Source organism: Nocardiopsis nanhaiensis (assembly GCF_054778635.1).
Map to the genome: position 1 here is coordinate 1 of NZ_BAAGZJ010000124.1, position 16,570 is coordinate 16,570.

15 protein-coding genes, 3 tRNA genes and 1 pseudogene are annotated in these 16,570 nt (G+C 69.5%); 1 reads left to right on the forward strand and 18 read right to left on the reverse strand.

Annotated elements, in window-relative coordinates:
- Positions 1 to 283 precede the first annotated feature (283 nt).
- From ACYVD1_RS32950 to ACYVD1_RS33030, 17 genes are all read right to left on the reverse strand, one after another.
- On the reverse strand, positions 284 to 877 hold the full coding sequence (locus ACYVD1_RS32950; protein ID WP_460778367.1) for a TMEM165/GDT1 family protein: 594 nt from the start codon (positions 875 to 877) through the stop codon (positions 284 to 286).
- Positions 878 to 1,216: 339 nt separating this feature from the next.
- Positions 1,217 to 2,293 (reverse strand): UDP-N-acetylmuramate dehydrogenase, encoded by a 1,077-nt coding sequence (locus tag ACYVD1_RS32955; protein ID WP_460778368.1) that lies wholly within the window; start codon positions 2,291 to 2,293, stop codon positions 1,217 to 1,219.
- A 53-nt stretch (positions 2,294 to 2,346) separates the two neighbouring features.
- Positions 2,347 to 2,772 carry a MaoC family dehydratase gene (locus tag ACYVD1_RS32960; RefSeq protein WP_460758042.1) on the reverse strand — a complete coding sequence of 142 codons (426 nt, stop codon included), beginning with the start codon at positions 2,770 to 2,772 and terminating at the stop codon, positions 2,347 to 2,349.
- A gap of 14 nt (positions 2,773 to 2,786) precedes the next feature.
- Positions 2,787 to 3,230 carry a MaoC family dehydratase N-terminal domain-containing protein gene (locus ACYVD1_RS32965; protein ID WP_460778370.1) on the reverse strand — a complete coding sequence of 148 codons (444 nt, stop codon included), beginning with the start codon at positions 3,228 to 3,230 and terminating at the stop codon, positions 2,787 to 2,789.
- Between the two features lie 122 nt (positions 3,231 to 3,352).
- Positions 3,353 to 3,517, reverse strand: coding sequence for a 50S ribosomal protein L33 (gene rpmG, locus ACYVD1_RS32970; RefSeq protein ID WP_460758037.1), 165 nt, complete (start codon positions 3,515 to 3,517; stop codon positions 3,353 to 3,355).
- A gap of 98 nt (positions 3,518 to 3,615) precedes the next feature.
- A tRNA-Met gene (locus tag ACYVD1_RS32975) sits at positions 3,616 to 3,691 on the reverse strand.
- A gap of 98 nt (positions 3,692 to 3,789) precedes the next feature.
- A tRNA-Thr gene (locus tag ACYVD1_RS32980) sits at positions 3,790 to 3,865 on the reverse strand.
- A gap of 231 nt (positions 3,866 to 4,096) precedes the next feature.
- A complete protein-coding gene (locus ACYVD1_RS32985) occupies positions 4,097 to 6,202 on the reverse strand; it encodes an ATP-binding protein (RefSeq protein WP_460778372.1) in 2,106 nt (701 codons plus the stop codon).
- A gap of 63 nt (positions 6,203 to 6,265) precedes the next feature.
- Positions 6,266 to 10,864, reverse strand: a complete 4,599-nt coding sequence (locus ACYVD1_RS32990; protein ID WP_460778374.1) for a TIGR02680 family protein — start codon at positions 10,862 to 10,864, stop codon at positions 6,266 to 6,268.
- The gene (locus tag ACYVD1_RS32995) at positions 10,818 to 12,194 is read right to left on the reverse strand and encodes a TIGR02678 family protein (RefSeq protein WP_460778377.1); all 1,377 of its coding nucleotides are present in this window, start codon (positions 12,192 to 12,194) and stop codon (positions 10,818 to 10,820) included. Before ACYVD1_RS32995 ends, ACYVD1_RS32990 begins: the two co-directional genes overlap by 47 nt.
- Entirely contained in the window at positions 12,194 to 13,072 is an 879-nt protein-coding gene (locus ACYVD1_RS33000; RefSeq protein WP_460778380.1) for a DUF2397 family protein, read from the reverse strand. The genes ACYVD1_RS32995 and ACYVD1_RS33000 overlap by 1 nt, the downstream gene beginning before the upstream one ends.
- A gap of 158 nt (positions 13,073 to 13,230) precedes the next feature.
- Complete coding sequence (locus tag ACYVD1_RS33005; protein WP_460778382.1) at positions 13,231 to 13,740, reverse strand: hypothetical protein; 510 nt, start codon at positions 13,738 to 13,740, stop codon at positions 13,231 to 13,233.
- A gap of 130 nt (positions 13,741 to 13,870) precedes the next feature.
- Positions 13,871 to 14,134, reverse strand: coding sequence for a hypothetical protein (locus tag ACYVD1_RS33010; RefSeq protein WP_460778384.1), 264 nt, complete (start codon positions 14,132 to 14,134; stop codon positions 13,871 to 13,873).
- An 11-nt stretch (positions 14,135 to 14,145) separates the two neighbouring features.
- Positions 14,146 to 14,391, reverse strand: a complete 246-nt coding sequence (locus ACYVD1_RS33015; protein WP_460778386.1) for a hypothetical protein — start codon at positions 14,389 to 14,391, stop codon at positions 14,146 to 14,148.
- Between the two features lie 12 nt (positions 14,392 to 14,403).
- Entirely contained in the window at positions 14,404 to 14,649 is a 246-nt protein-coding gene (locus ACYVD1_RS33020) for a hypothetical protein (RefSeq protein ID WP_460758015.1), read from the reverse strand.
- 56 nt (positions 14,650 to 14,705) lie between these two features.
- The gene (locus ACYVD1_RS33025) at positions 14,706 to 14,951 is read right to left on the reverse strand and encodes a hypothetical protein (protein WP_460778388.1); all 246 of its coding nucleotides are present in this window, start codon (positions 14,949 to 14,951) and stop codon (positions 14,706 to 14,708) included.
- Between the two features lie 529 nt (positions 14,952 to 15,480).
- Positions 15,481 to 15,562, reverse strand: a tRNA-Tyr gene (locus ACYVD1_RS33030).
- Between the two features lie 222 nt (positions 15,563 to 15,784).
- Here ACYVD1_RS33030 and ACYVD1_RS33035 point away from each other — a divergent pair.
- Positions 15,785 to 16,282 (forward strand): YajQ family cyclic di-GMP-binding protein, encoded by a 498-nt coding sequence (locus ACYVD1_RS33035; RefSeq protein WP_460758007.1) that lies wholly within the window; start codon positions 15,785 to 15,787, stop codon positions 16,280 to 16,282.
- Positions 16,283 to 16,473: 191 nt separating this feature from the next.
- Here ACYVD1_RS33035 and ACYVD1_RS33040 read toward each other — a convergent pair.
- Positions 16,474 to 16,570: pseudogene (locus tag ACYVD1_RS33040) on the reverse strand (IS982 family transposase); the annotation flags it as partial.

The following is a 16,570-nucleotide window of genomic DNA, read 5'->3' on the forward strand; positions in this document are numbered from 1 at the left end:
CAACCCGCCGTCGTAGCGGAGCGGGTCAAGGTGGAGCGCCGTTGACGCGCGAAGCGCTCGATGGCGACGACCTTGAGGCGCGCAGCGGAGACGGCCACAATCGGGCGGCGGGAAAGGAGGACACCCCCACCCAGAGAGGGGACCCCAGTGCAGAAGACACTCCCACCGAAGCAAACTCCACCACCATGAGCCCCTGAGCCCCTGATCCTCCGACCCCCTGAGCCCCTGAGGCCTTGATCTCCCGATCCCCCGGCCCTGATTCTCTGGGCCTTTGGACCGGACTCTAGACGAGCAACATCCAGGCGCCTTGGCCGAGCATGGCTACTCCGGCCAGGAAGAACAGGGCAGCGGCGCCGAGCTGGATGGTGCGCTCGGGGAGCTTCTTGCCCAGGACCGCACCCAAGGCGATGGCGATGGCGTCGGCGGCGACCATCCCGACGGTGGAACCGATCCACACCGGGAGCCAGTGGTGCTGGGTGCCCACCGCGATGGTGGCGAGCATGGTCTTGTCACCGAGCTCAGCAACCAGGAAGACCACGAAGACCGTCATAAAACCGGAGCGGATCCGGCGGGAGGCTGCGCGTTCCTCGTCCTTCTCGGTCATCTCGTCGCCGTGCAGTGTCCAAGCCCCGAAGAGAAGGAAGGCGAAACCAGCGGCCAGGGTGAGCCAGTCGACGGGGATCGCCGCCCCGAGGACCTCCGCGATGAAGACGCTGCCCAAGTGCACCACCGCGGTAGCGACGGTGATCCCCAGGATGACCGTGAGCGCGCGGTACCGCGTGGCCAGTGACATCGCTACGAGCTGGGTCTTGTCACCCATTTCGGCGATGAAGATCGCGACGGTGCTCACACCGAGGCCGATCAGAAATGCTGACATGCATCACTCCTGCTGTCCGCGATGGGCAGAAGGAGGCATAGGACGCCCCTTCAACCCGGTCGTTTCCTACCGGGTCAAAGGTCTCGTCCGCCCTGCCACTGGGCGCTTGCACGCCGCCCAGCTGGGCTCATACGGCCGGGACGGAGGTGTCCAGTATGTCGACCGTACGCATTGGGGACTACTCCCCTTCGACAATCGAAACATTACCAGAACCATTTTATTTAGCAATTCATGGTTCCGGCTAATTGCTTTATCAGTCTTGCCTGAAAAACGTGTTAGGAGCACCTAACTTCATTCTTCGGCACATTGTCCCTGATCGGTCCCCGCGCCCTGGGGGGCTCAGAGGCTCACACCGAGCATCACCGGCTCGTTGACCAGGCGCACTCCAAAGGCCGCCGCTACCCCCGCACGGACCTCCCGGGCCAGCTCCAGCAGGTCAGCCGTGCTCGCCCCACCCGGGTTGGTCAGTGCGAGGGTGTGCTTGCCGGAGATCCGGGCGGGCCCCGCGCCGTAGCCCTTGGTGAACCCGGCACGGTCGATCAGCCAGGCCGCGGAGAGCTTCACGTTGCCCGCCTCGTCCGGGTGGCCCGGGACCGGGACCTCCGGGCCGAGCCGCTCCGCCGCCCGCTCACGGAAAGCCTCGAACTCCTCCGGCGCCAGGATCGGGTTGGTGAAGAACGAACCGGCGCTGCGGGTGTCCGGGTCCGCGGGGTCCAGCACCATGCCCTTGCCCCTACGCAGTCCCAGCACGACCTCCCGGGCCTGTGCGAGCGGCACCCGCTCTCCCGCCTCCACACCCATGGTCCGCGCGACCTCTGCGTACTGCAAGGGGCGGCTCAGCTTGCCGCGGCGGAGCTCGAAGACGACCTCGCACACCGTGTACCTGTCATGGCCCTTGAATACGCTGTCGCGGTAGGTGAAGCCGCAGTCGGCGTTGGACATCGTCGCCAGTTCACCGGTACTCCGGTCCAGGACCAGCACCTCGCGGATGGTCTGGCTGACGTCCTGCCCGTAGGCGCCCACGTTCTGGATGGGAGTGGACCCCACCCGGCCGGGGATGCCGGACAGGAACTCCACACCGTTGAAACCCTCCTCGACCATCCGCTCGACCAGCGGGTCCCATTCCACACCCGCGTCCACCCTCAACAGGACGACTTCCTCACCGGTCTCCGGGTCGACGCCCGCCTCCGTGACGGTGACGCCCTGGGAGGCGACGAGTACGACCGTGCCGGGGAAACCGTCGTCGGCGACCACCAGGTTGCTGCCGCCCCCGAGCACGAGGACGCGCTCACCCGAGCGGTCCGCCTCGTTCACGAGCGCGACCAGCTCGTCGGTGGAGCTGGCGGTCCGGAAGGCCTTGGCGGGACCGCCCAGGCCGAGCGTGGTGTGGTCGGCGAGCATCGTGGACACGGGCATACCTCGACTTGCGGGAAGGAGAACGGTGGAGTGGGTGGGGATCAGGGCCGGCCTCAGGCGAGCCGGACGACGGCGCTGGCCTTGGCGAGGACCTTGGCCCCGCCGGAGCGGGCGGTCAGCAGCACCTTGACGGTGCCGTCGTCGTTCTTGGCCTTGACCTTGCCGCCGACGGTGATCTCGGCACCGTCATCGTCGTCGGGCACCACCACGGGCGCGGAGAAGCGCACCGAGTACTCGACCACGCTCCCGGGGTCCCCGGTCCAGTCGGTGAGCACCCGGCCGGCCTCGGCCATGGTGAACATGCCGTGCGCGATCACATCGGGCAGCCCGACGGACTTGGCGAAGCGCTCGTTCCAGTGGATGGGGTTGAAGTCCCCCGAAGCCCCCGCGTAGCGGACCAGGTCCAGGCGGCGGACCGGGAAGGTCTGCTCCGGCAGTTCCGTGCCGACTTCGACGTCGGCGTGGCTGATCTTGCTCATCGTCTTCCCCACTACTAGGAACCCCGGACGACGAGCATCATGCCCGCCGTCACCACGTGCTCGCCGTCGGCCGCCCCGGCCACCGTCTCCAGGGTGATCAGCTCGTTGCCGCCCAGCGCCTTGATGTCCGTGATCTTGGTGACGGTGGTCAGGACGTCACCGGCGCGGAGCGGTCGGCTGTAGTGGAAGCTCTGGTCACCGTGGACGACACGGGAGAAATCCACCCCGAGGTCCGGATCGGCGAGGGCGAGACCGGAGCCTGCCATCCCGAGGATCACGGGAAAGGTCGGCGGGGCGATGACGTCGGGGTAGCCGACGGCTTGGGCCGAGGCCCGGTCGAGGTAGACCGGGTTGAGGTCGTTGATCGCCTCGGCGAACTCGCGGATCTTGCCGCGGGTCACCTCGTAGGTCTCGGGAGCGGGGTACTCCCGGCCGAGGTAGTCAGGGTTGATGGCCACGCTCTGCCTCTCCTGTGCGCTGAGTCCAAACACGAAAACAGCCCGGTGAGCGAGGAGCTCACCGGGCTGGAGTCTACGAGAAGCTGACCGCTCCCTGCCTGGGACAACGGACCTGCGAGTACCTAGCGGGTCTCGCGGTGGCCGTTGTGCTTGCGGCAGTTCGGGCAGAACTTCTTGATCGTGAGACGGTCGGGGGTGTTCCGACGGTTCTTGCGCGTGATGTAGTTCCGGTGATTGCACTCCTGGCAGGCCAGGGTGATCTTCGGCCTCACGTCTGTGGCAGCCACTTCGGAGTGCCTTTCTCGCTGGAGACATTACCTGGGCGCAGTTGAACACTGCTAGACACCCACAACGACCCCTGAGTTCCACTCAGGGGCCAGCGGGTTGGTAGCGGGGGCCGGACTTGAACCGACGACACAGCGATTATGAGCCGCTTGCTCTACCGACTGAGCTACCCCGCCCCGGATCAGACGGAAGTCAATCCACTTCGGAAGACTCCCGACCCAGGCCGGTGATCCACCGGCCACCCACCTGAGTGGACCGGAACCTCATCAAGTGGTGGAGCCCCTTTACGGAATCGAACCGTAGACCTTCTCCTTACCATGGAGACGCTCTGCCGACTGAGCTAAAGGGGCGCGCTGTGGGGCTTTCTTTCGTCCGCCCCGGGGGCGTTGCCCCCTTGCGCTGGTCATGACTATACAGGGGTTGGGGGGTGGTCTGCCAAATCGAATACCCGGAGCCCTCCGCAGCACACATCCCCACATCGGACCAACCCGGCGAAACCCCTGGTCAGAAAGGGATTTCCGACTGATCGGACCCAGCCGCAACCGCCCTGAAAAGCGGCCGAATGTGACGGCGCACACGGACTAGGAGGCGCCTTCGGCCAGCCAGACGTTGGACATCGCGTCGCGGTTGATCGTGCGGATGTCCGCGGACAGGCCCAGTCTGCGCAGCGCGTCGGACAGGCGGGTGTCGTGGGTGAACACGATCAGCTGCCGGTGCCGTCCCACCTCCGCTAGAACCGAGGCCAGCCCTTCGACCGTCTCGGTGTCCATCGCCTGCACGGGGTCGTCGAGGAGCAGGAAGCCGAAGGGGTTGCCGTCCACCAGTGTGCGCGGCAGGCAGATGGACAGCGCCAGCGCTTGGAACTCGCCCTGGCTGAGCAGTCCGGGCGCGCTCGTCTGGTCGTCCACCCCGTCGACGGACACGTCCACCTCGACCCTTCTTCGGGCACCCCGGCCGATGAGCCGCATGCCCTGGAGGTCGATGTGGCGTTCCTGGCGCAGCCGGAACCACACCTGTTCGGCCTGGTTGGCCACGGGACCCAGCCGTTCGGCCCGCACCCCGCGGGCGTAATCGGCCAGCCAGTTCAGGGCGGCCTCGGCAGAGCCCAAGGACTCACTGGCGGCGACGGCGTCCTGGGCGTCGTCCAGCCAGCCGGAGAGCCGGTCGGCCAGGTCCGCCCATCCGTCGGTGGGGTCCTCCAGCCGCTCGGAGGCGTCGCGCCTCGCGCTGACCGCGGCCGCTCGGAGCTTGCGGCCTACGGTCTCGATGTGTTCGGCGAGCTCTCCGAGGTCCTCGATGTCCGAGCCGGATTCCCAGAGCGCCCACACCTGGCCCAGTTCGCTCTCCGGCGGCAACCATCCCGGTGCCGGGGAGAGAAGGAATCGGGCCTGGTCCCGAGCCGCGTCGGCGCGCTCGTAGGCGGCCGACGCCGTGGCCGCTTGGGGCCGGAGCGTGCGCAGCTGGGCGTTGGCCCGGCGCACCCAGTCGGCACCGAGTGCTCCCGTGGTGGCGCAGGTGGGGCAGGTCGTCTCGGTGGGGTGGCGCTTGTGGTGTTCCAGGGCCTGCTCCAGGAGCCTGACGACGCCGTGGGCGTGGTCGCCCTTGGTCCCCGCCGCCATCGCGAGCTCCATGGCGGCTCCGCGCAGCTCGTTGACCACATCGCCGATCAGCCCGCGCTCGGGGACGGAAAGGCGGCGCAGCCGACGCAGGACCACGTGCAGGGCAGGATCGCTGGGGCCGTCGTCGGCGGCGACCCTGCGCAGGGCCTCCAGGTCCATGGACGGCGCGGAGAGGATCCGGACGGCCTCGGTCGCCCGGGGGTCGTCGGAGGTGTTGAGGCTCTCCAGGAGCAGCCGGAGTTCCCGCGAGGGCCGGTCGCGGCGCCGCACGAGGCCATCGCAGACCTTGGCCAGACGGCGTTCCGCTTCGGCGAGTCCGGTGAGCCCGAGGAGCGCGGTCAGGGTGTCGTAGAGCTCGGCGGCGCGCCCGGTGACGGTGCGGCCCAGCTCGTCGTAGGAGAGGAAGGGGCGGTAGCGGACCAGGTTCTCGCCCCAGTCGAGGGTGCGCAGCGCGGAGACCTCACCGCTGGGGTGGACCACCTCGCCGCGCGCCGAACGCACGCTCTCCCCGGTCCAGCGGCGGCTGATCCGTGTGGGCCCACTGTCCCCGGCGATATGGATGTCGACGGTCGCCTCGGTGCGCTCGTCGTAGTGCAGGTTTCGCCAGCCGTCGCGCCAGCCGGTGGGCATGGCGTCCCACCGGGGGTTGCGTCCGGTCAGCGCGGCCTCGGCGGCCTCGGCGAAACTGGACTTGCCGGAACCGTTGCGGCCGACGATCACGGTGAGCCCCGGCCCGGCCGGGAAGGTCAGGTCGGCGGGTCGGCCGATGCCCCGGAAGCCCTGGACGCGGATGCCGGTCAGGTAGGCGCGGCGTACCCGCCCCGGGGACGGCCCCGACGGTCCCGCGGGGGTGATCTCGGGGATGTGCTCGCCGCGCAGGAGCGCCTCCAGCGCCTCCTCACCCCACAGGGCGGCGTGGACCCAGGCCCGACCCCCGGAAGGCATCCCAGAGCGCGCCAGCGCTTCCAGGAGCGCCTTCGTCGTGGGGTCCTCGGCCGGAGGCGCGGCTTCTTCGCCGTCCCGCCCTCCACGCTCGTTCGCCCCGGGTTCCCGAGTCACCTTCGCCACCCCGCTCCGTTCTCTCGACCGCACCGCCGGAACGCACCCGCTCACCCGTCCCCGGGTCCCGGGCTACACCCCGACCAGCTTCCTCCGACTACCGTCCCAAGTGAAGTGCAGCGTCGCGATCCCGGGCACGTTGGGGTCGCGCAAGCACTCGTAGATGTTGAGGCTCGGCACACTCGCGAAACAACCCCACACGCGTTCGGACGTGAGGACGAAGTCCAGGTCGAGCTCGACCAGCAGGCCGAGCAGGCGACCGTGCGTGGGTTCGTCGACCTTCGCGAAGGCGTCGTCCAGCAGGATGAGGCGCGGCGCCCATGGCGCGCGTGCCGCTAGTGCGTCGAACTGGGCAGCGGCCGCGGCGAACAGCACCAGGTAGGCGACCACGCGCTGCTCGCCCTGGCTGAGGGCGGTGCGGTGGCCGAGTCGGCGCTCGTCACCGACTCCGTCGGTGACGTAGACGGTGAAGGTGAACCAGGCCCGGTAGTCCAGGGCGGCACGGAGCTGGGCACCGCCGGTGGCGGTGGGGTCCAGTCGGCGGATCGCCTCGATACAGCGGCGCAGGGCGTCGCGCAGGCGCGTGGTCTGGACGCGTGTGCGCTCCTCCGGCGGGGTGGCCAGCAGCGGGACGACCGCTTCGATGTCGGCTCCGGCGTCGGGGGCCAGGCTCCAGTCCAGGCGCACACCGAGCCCGGCCGAGGTCGTGACGTCCTTGAGGACGTTGTTCATGGTCGCGATGAGGGCGCGCGCCTCGTCGATCTGGCGGGACAGGTGTCCGGCGAGCTCACCCAGCAGGTGGCGTTCGAAGGCCTCCTCCTCCGCGATCGCGACGGTCTCCTCGGCCCGGGCGACGGCCTCGGTGACGCGTTCGGCGTAGGCGGTGACGTCGTGGGCGCCGTCCTCGTCGTGGACGGTGAGGCGTTTGATCCCGCGCGGCTCGGTGAGCTCGGTGCGGGTCTGGGAACGGCCCATCGAGGTGAGGAGGCGGTGGAGTTCCTCACGGCTCCCGAGGATGGCGCTGTCGTCCACCTCGGCGACGTCCTGCTGTTCCTGGGCTGCCAGGCCCTCCTCCAGCTGGCTCACGAAGGAGGCCAGGTAGGAGAGGCGCTCGTCAGGGCCGACCGCTTCCGTGTCCGTTCGGCCCTTGACGGCGTCCAGGTAGCGGGCGAGGGGTGCGTCCTCGGCGGCGCAGTCCGCCAACCCCGCGGCGCCGAGCAGGACGGCATCGGGGACGGTGCCCGCGGCCTCGTCCCCGGCCGCGGTTCCGCTCACGGACGAGGTGAGGTTCTCTCCGGCGGCCAGGGCGAGGCGGACCTGTGCGGCGCGTTCGGCGGTGGCCACGTCGAGGCGGGCCTCGGCGCTGACGCGCTCGTCGCGGGCGCGCTGGGCGTCGCGTTCGAGTTCGGGGAGGCGTTCTGCGGCCTCGTCGGCGCGGGCACGGACCTGTTCGCGGGCGGCGTCGACCTGTTCTCCGGGCACGCCTCGGGCCCGGTCACCGAGTTCGAACTGGCGGCGGACGGTGATCATGTCGTCGATCGCGCTGACGCGGGCGTCCTCAGCAAGGACGCGCGAAGCGCGTGTCCTGGACCAGGCACTGATGTGGCGTTCGTGGTCGACGAGCTCCCAGGCGAGGACGTCGAGGTCGCGCAGGGCGGAGGCGATGAGGACCCGCAGGTGGTCCAGGGCGCGCAGGGTGCTGTCGAGTTCGGCGCGGACCGTGGGCAAGTCCTCGTCGCGGGCGGCGTCGCGCAGCCGGGAGCGGATGTCGAGGAGTTCGGAGCGCGCGGACTCGGCCGCCGTCCTCGCGGTGTCGTGCCCGCGACGGGCGGCGGAGACGTCTCCCCTGGCCACGTCGAGGGTGGCCCAGGCGCGGATGAGCGGAGCGGAGTCGGGCAGGTCCCGGGAGACGTCCAGCAGTTCTGAGTAGGAGTGCTCGACCGCCCAACGCCGCTCCCCCGCTTCGGCCAGGAGCGCTTCCGCGATCGCCATGCGCCGGTCGGTGTTGGCTGACTGCCGGTCGCGGGCGCGTTTGCGGGCGGCCTCACCGATGTACTCGGGCTCACTCTTGAAGTGGGCGCCCGAGGCCACTCCGAGGCGCCAGCTGCCGGTGAGCGACATCGAGCTGACGGTGGCGACGGAGCTGTCGCGGCGGTGCTTGGCCTCGGTGTCCTCCGCGCTGTCGGGCGCCTCCGAGCGCAGGGCGATGGAGGCGAGGAGGGCTCGCAGGTGGTCGTGGTGCACGCCGCGGTCGGGGACGGCGACGGGGACGAGGACGTCGAGGAGGGTTCGGCCCTTGGCGGGGCGGGCCGCGGTGACCATGAGGTCGCGGGTGCTGGGATCGTAGAGGGTTCCGTCCGCGCGGATCCATCCGCTGAGCAGCCCGCTGGCCTCCAGCGCCGCCTCCAGCCCGGCCTGTTCGCGGGAGGTGAGGCCGTCCGCGAAGTCGACGGCGAGGTGGAAGGGCGTCCCGTCGGCCTCTGGGCGCGGGTAGGTGGCCCAGTCGGGGCGTTCGGGGGCACTGTCCGCTTTCGCCCTGCGGTCGGCGAGGTCGGCGAGCTCGTCGGCGAGCTGCCCCTCCTCGTTGACGGCGACGTCGCGGCGGGCGCGCAGCTCCTCGAGGAGCGGGTCGACGGCGGTGTGGGCGAGACGGGCGACCGTGGCGGGGACGCCGGGGTCCAGGACGCGGAGTGTGTCGGTGATGGGCAGCTCGACGCTGCCCTCCAGCTCGTGGATGGCGTCGCCGAGGGCGTGGGCGTGGCTGGATTCGCGCAGGCTGGAGGCCCACGTGCGGACACCGTCGGCGTACGCGGCGCTCTGCTCCCGCAGGGCAGCGATGGCGTCCTTCTCCCGGGTGTGGGTGTGTTCCAGTCCGCCCTCAGCGCTCTCGGCTTCGCTGGTCAGGGCTACCAGGCGGCGGTCGGTGGCGGCTTCGGCAGCGGTGAGGCCGGTCAGACGGGCGGCGAGGTCGGTGCGGTCAGCCGCTGCCTCCGCGGCTGAGGTGAGGCTGTCGTGGAGGCGTCCCAGCTGCTCACGCAGGTCGGCGAGGTCGATGCCGTCGACGGGCTCACGTTCCACCGCCTGTTCGAGCCCTTGGAGGTCGACCCGGGTCGTGCTCTCCCGAGGCGCGTGGACCGTGGTGCGGGCGTCGGGGACCTTACCGAGCGTCTGGGGATCCAGCCCGGCGGCGGTGGCGGCCCGGGAGGCCTCCAGGTGTGTCTGGCGCAGGATCTCCAAGGCGCGCTCGATGGCGGCCGTGTCCTCGCCCAGGCGCTCGACCGCGTGGGTCTCGGTGGTGGCGGCGTGGTCGGCGGCGGCCCAGGCCGCCTCAGCGGCCCGGATGTAGGCGCCCACGGCGGCGTCGAAGGCCTTGCGCTCATTGGTGGTAGCCGTCGCGGCGCTGTTCTGGGCGGAGGCGAGGGTCCCCTCGTCCGCGTTGGCGGTGTCGCGGGTACGGCGGGCCTGGTCGCGCTCCTCGGAGATCTGGCCCTCCGCGGTGATGAGCTGGTCCAGCTCGGCGCGCAGGCGATCGGTCTCCTCGGCGCGTCGGGTGCACGCGTCGAGCTGTTCGCGGACCTCGGCTGCGCGGGTGCGCAGGGCGTGGAGGAGGTAGCCGTGGTAGTCGACGAGGAAGTCGGTGACCCCGGCACCGGCCTCGGTGAGCGCGTCCTTCTCGGTGCGGGCCTGTTCGAGGTCGGCGATGTTGCGTGCGACCTCGTCCAGGACGGACTGGTCCATGGGCGGGAGCGCCTCAGACAGGACGCTGACCAGCTCTCCGGCTTCGAGGCGGTCGCCGATGGTGGGGCGGCGCAGCCGGTAGAGCAGGTGGATGAGGTTGCGGTAACGGACCGAGTCGTCGATCCCGAACAGGCTCTGCATCACCCTGGCGCGGTAGGGGACGGCGCTGGTGAAGCAGTTGTCGGCGCCGATCTCCGAGCACAGCCGGTCCACGGGTTTGGGGCGGCCGTCGGTGACGAGTTCGAGGTCGTGGCCGACACGGCGGTGGGTCACGAAGTACACGCAGCGCGGGTCGGCGTCACCGACGGCCATGACCGCGGCTCCGAGGGTGAGGTACTCGGGTGGCGCGTCGGGGCCGGACTGGTCCGAGGCATCGGGTGCGGAAGCGGCCAGCAGGGCCGATGCGGTGTTGGGGTTCGCGGGGACTCGGGTGGCGGCGTCCAGGCCGCGGTCTCCGCGCGCGGTGGTGAACTCCACCCACAGGTAGCCGAGGCGGGTGGCGGGCCCGTTGTCGGCCCCGAGTGCTTCCGCCTCGGAGGAGTCCGGCACGGGGTCGTCGCCTTGGGACGCGTCGCTCTCGGGCTCGCCGGTGGAGCCGCCCAGCAGGTCCGGTCCGGTGTCCTCCCCGGCAGGGCCGTTGGGGGCCCGGTTGTCGTCAGCCATGAGCCAGCGCAGGCTGGTGCGGTTGGTGCCGGTGGTGTCCAGGCGCCGGACGTCCCCGTCCAGGAGAAAGGGGAGCAGCATCTCGAGCGCCTTGGACTTACCCGCGCCGTTGCGGCCGCGCAGCAGAAGCCGCCCCTCGGCGAAGTCCAGAACGTGGTCGTCGTACTGCCACACGTTCCGGATTCCCGCGCGTTCGAGGCGGTAACGGGGGGTGTCGGCAGGATCAGCCGGAGCCGTCCCGAGGGCCTCTCTCGTCTCCTGAGTCACCACTGGTCGCGCTCACCTTCTCGTTCGCCACCGCTTGCAGCACGGACGCCACCCGGTCGAGGTCACCGCGGGGGTCGGCTTGGGCCTCGGGCTCGTCGTGACCGGAACCACGCGGTTGCACGGAGTGTGTCCGGCTGTCTTCGTCATTGTCCTGGATCCGGGGGACGCGATCGTCCACTTCGGCACCGAAACGGGCCGCGGCCGCGGTGAGCCCCCACTCCCCCGGACCCCCTGTGAGCAGGCCGAGGTCGGTGAGGAGTGCCAGCACAAGGGCGGACAGCCGGCCCGGGTCGGGTACTTCGGGGCCCGCGGTACGCGCCCACTCGGCCCGGATCGGGGCGTCCACACCACCGAACGCCTCCAGTGCGGTGTCCAGTTCCCCGTCGGGGACGGGGACTGAGGTGGCTGGGCGGCCGGGGTGCAGGCGGCCGGAAAGGTGACGGACCAAGGCCAGGGCCGTGTGTCCGACGGGATCGTCCGTGGGGAAGCGCGGGCGCGAGGAGGTCTCGTCCGACATGACGAGCGCCACACCTTCGGCGCGGATCTCCGTGTCGCCGCCGAGAAGGTTCCCTAGCGCTCCGGCGGCCCGCCACTGGTGCGCGGACAGGCGGTCGCGCTGGCGGCCGGTCAGCTCCTCTCGGTACACGACGGCGGTCTCGGCGAGCAGTCGTCGCAGGGCGATCTCGCCCGCTTGGTCGCTCTCCGGGTCCGGGTCCGCGGCGTCGGCGAGGAAGGTGTCGGGGTCGTCCCCGGCCTTGGGCAGGTGGACAGCGACCGAGCGCAGCGCGTCGGTGTCCGAGGAGAGTTCAGCATCGACGGAGGCATCGGCCTGGTGTGCGCGGACGGTACCGGACGTCTCGGTGAGCCCACCGAGGTCGATGAGATGGCGCAGGGCCGCGCAGAAGGCCCGGCGCTCGCCCAGGCCTCGGGCGGGGTCCGCATCGATTCCGGCCTCGCGGGCGGCCGCGCGGACCCGGCTGGCGAGGGAGCGGACCGTGGTGGGTCCGGTCTGCTCGACCAGGACGGCCAGTGCCAGGGCCAGGTAGGTGTGGGTTCGGGGCGAGAAGCGGGCTCCGGTGGCACGGGTCGGCGGCTGGACGACCTCGTCGACCAGCCCCCGCTTGAATAGCCGGGCGTGGTCGTCGGCCACGGTGAGGTGGTAGCCGAGGACCCGCTGGAAACGCTGGACGAGCCATTCGGCGTGCGAGCGCACGAGCGTGAACTCGATCGGCCGGGTGCGCTGGGTGAGCAGGGGGTTGGCCATAAGGGCGCGCGCGGCGGCCTGCCGCTCACCGAGAAGGGCTGCGTCCTCCGTATAGGTGTACGTCTCCATCACCCCCACCTCCGTGTCCAGGACGTGTGCGTGGAGATGTCGATGGGGCCGGTGATCTCCACGTCCGGTTCTCCCCCGGGTTCCGACTCGGGTTCGGGTTCCGACTCGGGTTCGGGTTCGGGTTCGGGTCCGGCGAGGCTATCGGTGAGGGCTGGTTCGTCGACAGGGGTGTCGGTGGTGCTGACCGGCGGATCGGAGGGCGGGGGCGGCTCCTCGCTCGGAGAGAACCGCTCCTCGACGGTGTGCTGTTCGTAGGAGGTCATGCACAGCCGCAGTCCCTCCAGGGTGAGGTCGCCGCCCTCGCCCCGAACCGTGACCTCGGCGCCGGGCGCCGCGTACACGTGCAGGCGCAGGCCGAACTCGAGGTCACCGGCGGAAGTGGGGCGGCGTGCGGCGTCGCCGGAACCAAGAGCGGCGGTGAGGAGTTCCATGAGGACCTCCATGCCGGCACCGGACAGGTCCAGGCGGGCCTGGTCCCCGGTGGGTTCGCCGAGCAGGTCGCGGATCTGTTCGGCCCCGGCGCGCCGCCAGTGGGCGGAGGACTCGGCGGCGTCCCGCAGGCGGGCCTGCTGGGCGCGGTGGTCGCGCACCGGCTCGGGGAGCCGGGTACCGGGGTGCTCGGTGACGGTGCTGCGGTCGGCCTCGGCCTGCCACCAGCTGGTGGTCGCCGCGACGCCGTCGTCGACGCGGCCTTCCAGGTGGCGGGCGGGATGGAGGGCGAAGGCGGCGGTGGCCAGAGCGTCGGCCCGGTCCGGCTCGGCCTCCTCGAACCAGGTGGCCAGGCGCAGCAGGGCAGCACGGCCGTGTCGCGGCACCGGGAGGTCCCCGGTGCCCTGTCCATCGTCCGTGCGGTCGCCCGCTCTCTGGTTGAGTCCCACAACTCAGCAGACTAGAGACCTCAGGAGCTCACCACGTCCGGTTCGGCACCCTCCGGCCTTGGACAGCCTGCCTGTCGACCCGTCCTGAGCAGGCATTTCGATCGTTTTCTGAACTTTCTAAGGATTCACCGAAGGGAGGGTGGAGTCCAAGCTCACGTTCACTCCGCGGCGGCGGGGACGTTGAGCTGGCCTCCGTCGGCCTGCTCCATCGCCTCGATCTGCTCCTCCGGGATGTCTTCGTCATCGATCACCGTGTAGGTACTGAAGTACCAGGAGCCTTCCGCCTCCACCGGGTCCCCGAGTTCGATCTCGATGTCATAGGGGTCGTCCTGGCAGTTCTGGTCCATGCACCAGGTGCCCAGAACTTCCCCCTCCCCCACCGCGCGTTCCTCGTCCCACTCGCCCCAGTCCATGTCGGTGAAGGTCGTGAACTCGGTGGCGACGTAGTCCTCCGGACGCCGGTCGTCGAACCCCTCCTCGTCGCCGTGCAGGTTGAGGACGTACACCTGGTCGTCGCCACCGGCGTCACCCTCCGGCTCGGCCTCGGGGTTCGGGGCCTCCGGTGTCACGTCGACGTCGGGGGCATCGTCCCCGTCAGTCTCGTCCTGCTGCCCACAGGCGGAGACCGCCAGCGCCAGGGCGGCCCCGACCAACAGCGTGCGCTTCATCTCGCCTCCTCGTTTACGGCCATCTTGGCCCTGGACCACGGCAAGGCCCCCCGGCACACGCCGGGGGGCCTTGATCACACTCTGTTACGACACTGGACCCTCACCACTCCGTGGTGTCAGCCGGTCGCCACTAGTAGCCGTGGCTGTCGTGGCTGATGTTGGTGCCCTCCGGGCCGTTGACGCAGTCGCCGGTGGTCTGCGGCGACAGGATCGGCACGTTGGCGCCGACCAGTCCGACAGCCAGCTCGGTGTTGCACAGCTGGACCGGGACGGCCTGCAGGTTCTGGTTGAACTGCTGGTCGCCACCGTGCGAGGCGGAGGCCGGGGCGGCCGCGAGCATCGCGCCGAGCGCGATACCGGCGATCGCCGTGCCGGCGGTGAACTTGCGCAGCATCTGCGGTTCTCCTACTGGATGTTGGTGCTGACGGGGCCGTTCACGCAGTCGCCTGCGGTCTGCGGCGACAGGATCGGCGCGTTGACCCCGGCCAGCAGTCCGACAGCCAGCTCGGTGTTGCACAGCTGGACCGGGACGGCCTGCAGGTTCTGGTTGAACTGCTGGTCGCCACCGTGCGAGGCGGACGCGGGAGCCGCGGCGAGGATGGCGCCCAGGGCGACACCAGCGATGGCGGTGGCAGCGGTGAACTTGCGCATTCTGGGCTTCTCCTACTGGATGTTGGTGCTGACGGGGCCGTTGACGCAGTCGCCGGTGGTCTGCGGCGACAGGATCGGCACGTTCACACCGACCAGGCCGGCGGCCGCGCTGGTGTTGCACAGCTGGACCGGGACGGCCTGCAGGTTCTGGTTGTACTGCTGGTCACCACCGTGCGAGGCGGAGGCCGGGGTGGCGGCCAGGACAGCGGAGAAAGCGGCACCAGCAACGAGGCCGGCAACACCGAGCTTACGCAGCATTGAATTACCCTTCGAAAAAGTTTGAGATATTGTCTCGGTTGAGCTAATTGCCGGAACTAGCTGATGTTGGTGCCGACGGGGCCGTTCACGCAGTCGCCGGTGGTCTGCGGCGACAGGACCGGCACAGTGACGGCAACCGCACCGACGCTGCCCGTCAGGTTGCAGGACTGCACCGGAACGAGCTGCAGGTTCTGGTTGAACTGCTGGTCACCACCGTGCGAGGCGTGAGCGGGAGCGCCCATGAGGAGCGCGCCCATCGCGGCACCAGCGACCAGGCCAGCAGCGGTCAGCTTCTTGATCATGTTTCCCCCGAAAATCATGCGAGGCATTGACAGAAAAAGACGCAGGCGCTTCATGCACCTGTGTCGCGGTGGACTGGAGCAATCATCATCCGGCCCCCGCTTTTTGTCAACGCCGAAACCCGGGAATCCATTTGTCCATATTGCCGGGGAAATTCCACATGCCCCACAATGAAAAGGGGAGAATTGGGCCTTCTTTTGCGCGTCCCACGCAAAGGCCTGACGCCGCGCCAAGGCAGCCCCGAACCGGCCAAACGGGCACACCGCACGAACCCGGACGCACCCCCACAGGAGCTCAGCCGGGACTCCCCCACGAAGCACCCAGAACCACCCAGAAGACCTCGGACACCACCCATCGACACCGCCATCCCACCCATCGCCCACAGTGATAATGCTGTGGCGTGAGCGTGACTGTCCCGCAACCGCCCGAATCCCCTGACCCTCCGTGGCCAACCTCACCCAAGGTGATCAACCACCCCCGAACGCGACGAAGCCCCCGGCACCGTGGTGCCGGGGGCTTCGTTCCCCAGTGTGGCAGGTCAAGGATTCGAACCTTGGAAGGCAAAGCCGACGGATTTACAGTCCGCTCCCATTGGCCGCTCGGGCAACCTGCCTGGGCTGCGGCGACGTCTGTGCGTCGCGGCGCATGAAGAACAATAGCCGATGATCGGCCCGAACCTGAAATCGATTACCTGGCACGTCTCTGACCAGGCGTTTCGGGCAGTCTGGGTGGGCGGGGCTAAGCTCTGAACCCGGCCCGGTCCGGGCCGGACGAAACGCGTGCGGGTGCCCGACAGCGCCCGTGACCCATGAGACGTAGCGGGGTGTGAGAGTACGTGGCCGCCGAATCCAGTTTCGACGTGGTGTCCAAGCTCGACCGGCAGGAGGTCGACAACGCCCTGAACCAGGCGGCCAAGGAGCTGGCCCAGCGGTTCGACTTCAAGGGCACCGGGACCACCATCGCCTGGCAGGGCGAGAACGGCATCGAGATCAAGAGCGGCTCCGAGGAGCGGGCCGCCGCCGCCCTCGAGGTCTTCAAGGAGAAGCTGATCAAGCGCAAGATCTCCCTGAAGGTCCTGGACGCCGCCGAGGAGGCCAAGCCCTCCGGCAAGGAGTACCGGCTTCCGATCAACCTCAAGGAGGGCATCTCCTCCGAGGACGCCAAGAAGATCTCCAAGTTCATCCGCGACGAGGGCCCGAAGGGCGTCAAAGCCCAGATCCAGGGTGAAGAGCTGCGCGTCAGCTCCAAGAAGAAGGACGACCTCCAGGGGGTCATGAACCTCATCAAGGAGAAGGACTTCGACCTAGCCCTCCAGTTCGTGAACTACCGCTAGGGCGTGTTCGGTGGATGCTGCCCGTCGCGAGCGGCGTATCCAGTGGTGCTGGCACAAGGCCGAAGAAGGAGTCAGCCCGGGTTTGGCTGTCGACTGATGAGAACGCAGTGCAAGTGCCGCTGGGGCGACGCGCAGCAGGGTATGTGTCCGCCGAACATGCCCTAGATCGTTGATGGGAAAATGTGTCCTGGTCAGTGGTCGTAAGCCACCAGTGACCGCTTGACCGGGGCACCGATCAGCCAGTTGTGCCAGATCGCCGCGTTCAGCGCCAGGATGCGCTGGCACACC

Coding starts and splice junctions, on each gene's coding strand:
- ACYVD1_RS32950 (WP_460778367.1), bottom strand. CDS start 877: ATGTCAGCATTTCTGATCGGCCTCGGTGTGAGCACCGTCGCGATCTTC.
- ACYVD1_RS32955 (WP_460778368.1), bottom strand. CDS start 2,293: ATGCCCGTGTCCACGATGCTCGCCGACCACACCACGCTCGGCCTGGGC.
- ACYVD1_RS32960 (WP_460758042.1), bottom strand. CDS start 2,772: ATGAGCAAGATCAGCCACGCCGACGTCGAAGTCGGCACGGAACTGCCG.
- ACYVD1_RS32995 (WP_460778377.1), bottom strand. CDS start 12,194: ATGGAGACGTACACCTATACGGAGGACGCAGCCCTTCTCGGTGAGCGG.
- ACYVD1_RS33005 (WP_460778382.1), bottom strand. CDS start 13,740: ATGAAGCGCACGCTGTTGGTCGGGGCCGCCCTGGCGCTGGCGGTCTCC.
- ACYVD1_RS33010 (WP_460778384.1), bottom strand. CDS start 14,134: ATGCTGCGCAAGTTCACCGCCGGCACGGCGATCGCCGGTATCGCGCTC.
- ACYVD1_RS33015 (WP_460778386.1), bottom strand. CDS start 14,391: ATGCGCAAGTTCACCGCTGCCACCGCCATCGCTGGTGTCGCCCTGGGC.
- ACYVD1_RS33020 (WP_460758015.1), bottom strand. CDS start 14,649: ATGCTGCGTAAGCTCGGTGTTGCCGGCCTCGTTGCTGGTGCCGCTTTC.
- ACYVD1_RS33025 (WP_460778388.1), bottom strand. CDS start 14,951: ATGATCAAGAAGCTGACCGCTGCTGGCCTGGTCGCTGGTGCCGCGATG.